The organism is Corallococcus terminator (genome assembly GCF_003611635.1).
GTDB classification, from domain to species: Bacteria; Myxococcota; Myxococcia; order Myxococcales; family Myxococcaceae; genus Corallococcus; species Corallococcus terminator.
Window position 1 is genome coordinate 1 of the sequence record NZ_RAVZ01000632.1, and the last position, 2,052, is coordinate 2,052.

Sequence of the window (2,052 nt, forward strand, 5' to 3'; positions counted from 1 at the left end):
ACCTTCTTGTTGGGCCCGCTGGTGGCCGGCTCCGAGTTATTCATCTGCCGAAACAGGTCGCCAATTTCAAGGTAGGCAAGCCGGCCTGGGTCCTTCGCCCCGAGTGAATTCTGGAGAATCCGGGTGAAATGCTCGCTCGGGAGTAGGCGCAAATCCTCCGAGAAAAGCGCCATGACGCACTGGAGGACGAACCGCTGGGCAACCTCACGGCTGAGGCCACGCGCAGTCATGCTGTTGAATGTAGCTGCGACCCTGGCGGCGGCGTCACGGGTGACCTCCACCCGGTTCACGCCGAACACCGGCTTCTCCAACTCAGGCTTCAGGAAGGCGAGCACCTCGGCGCGCACTGGAAGCTCGGCGAGCGTGATGCGATCCACGGGCTCCTCGACCTCGGTTTCGAAGTCGTAGACCCACAGTTCGTCAAAGTTGCAGAGGATCACCCAGCGGGGCCGATTCGGCACCAGATACTTCCAGTACTCGAATGCTTGGTTTGTGTGCCGCCGGAGCTGCTCCCCCCTCGCTTTCATCTCGATCAGTACGCGGGGTCTCCAAACGAGGTCCGCGAAGCTGGTGCTTTTCTTGTCCCCCTTCAGCCGCTTGATTGGATCCTCGAACCGGGCCCCCGCTTCGATGGCCCCTGGATGCCCGAAGGCCCGGAACAACCGGTCGAGGAAGGTTTGCGCCTCAGCGCGCTCATGGCCCTTGATGTTCTGCTTCACCCACTCCACGAACTTCGCGAGTTCGTCAACCTCGGACCTGATGCGGCGCAAATCTACTCACCTCCTGAAGTGGCCAAATTGTACTATTACCTCATGCAGAAGGGAGCGGGCGAACGGAACCAAGGGTTGCCCGGCTGCTCTCAACGAGGCCCAGAGTAGCGGCCGTCGGAGTCGGAACGGGCCCTGCGGCCCTGGGTTAGCGGGCAGATTTGCCGGTTAACTTGGGTTCGGTTGACGTGAGCGCCGAGGTTTGATCTCCTCGGGGAATGAGCGAAGGGCACCCCACCCCGGAGAAGCTGCGGCGGGCCGTCGTGCGCGCTTTTCACGAGGAGGGGTTGTCGTACGAGCAGATTGCCCAATTACTAGGTATCGGAGAGGCCACGGTCGGACGCGTGCTGCGACTGTACCGAGAAACAGGCGACGTCGTGCCGCGGCCCCGGGGCGGCGGGAACTTCTCGCCCATCCGGGGCAAGGTCGCCACGCAGCTCAAACGGCTGCTCGCCCAAAGGCCCGACGCAACAGCGCGCGAGTTGATGGATGCGCTGACGGCACGCACGGGTGTCGTCACCAGTCGGCCTGCGCTGCAGCGAGCGCTGCACCGGCTGGGCTTCGCTCTCAAATAGGCGTCTGCGTCAGGGTGTCCTAGAGAACTGGAGGGGTGCCCGCTGGACCCAGCGGCGAGGTGAGAGCGAGGGCGGGGTGGGCAGTGCTTCCGGCAGTCGTGGTCCGGGCGCCCGGACCACGCGGGGCTCAAGCGGGCGGACTGGGCTCCTCACTCTCCCGGTAAGCTGGGGTGCGGAAGTGCCGTCCTCAGCGGATCTCCATCCGCTGCTCGACGATGATCCGGAGGTCATCGGCGGAGTACCGGATGCTCTTGCTGAGCGAACGGTCAAGGCGGTGCACCGAAAGCGTGTCGTGCAGCTCAGGCCGTCCGCGATAGAAGTCCCCGAGCGCGGTGAGGCAATCACGGCTGTGCGTCGTCGCGATGATTTGCAGGTCGCGTTGAAGCGCCGTCTCGACGAGCAACTGCCACACGTCCTTGAAGAGTGAGTGGTGAATGCCCGCCCCGAGCTCATCAAGCAGCAGGAGGCCGCCAGTGGCCACCTCAAGGGCCTGAGCGAGCGCCACAAGGCACTGGGTGCCGGAGCCGTGCGGGTTGGGTGTAAGCGGACCGATGGCGAGAATAGGCGCGTGCAGTCCCGTGCGAGCCTGGGACGTGCCGGGGGACGACGTGTCGAGAGCGCGAGCCGGCGCGCTCGCGGACACGACATGGCCCATGCTGTCCAGTTTCGAGGCCTCCCTGGGTGCGGATACAGCCGCAGGAACTGAGGAC

3 protein-coding genes are annotated in these 2,052 nt (G+C 64.5%); 1 reads left to right on the forward strand and 2 read right to left on the reverse strand.

Annotated elements, in window-relative coordinates:
• On the reverse strand, positions 1-719 hold a 719-nt coding region (locus tag D7V88_RS40940), incomplete at its 3' end, for a type IIL restriction-modification enzyme MmeI (protein WP_147449130.1).
• A 266-nt stretch (positions 720-985) separates the two neighbouring features.
• On the opposite strand from D7V88_RS40940, the gene D7V88_RS40945 reads away from it, so the two are divergent.
• A complete protein-coding gene (locus D7V88_RS40945; RefSeq protein WP_120545889.1) occupies positions 986-1,342 on the forward strand; it encodes a helix-turn-helix domain-containing protein in 357 nt (118 codons plus the stop codon).
• Positions 1,343-1,529: 187 nt separating this feature from the next.
• Here D7V88_RS40945 and D7V88_RS40950 read toward each other — a convergent pair.
• Positions 1,530-2,052, reverse strand: a 523-nt coding sequence (locus D7V88_RS40950; RefSeq protein ID WP_208726754.1) for an AAA family ATPase, incomplete at its 5' end; no start/stop codon positions are given.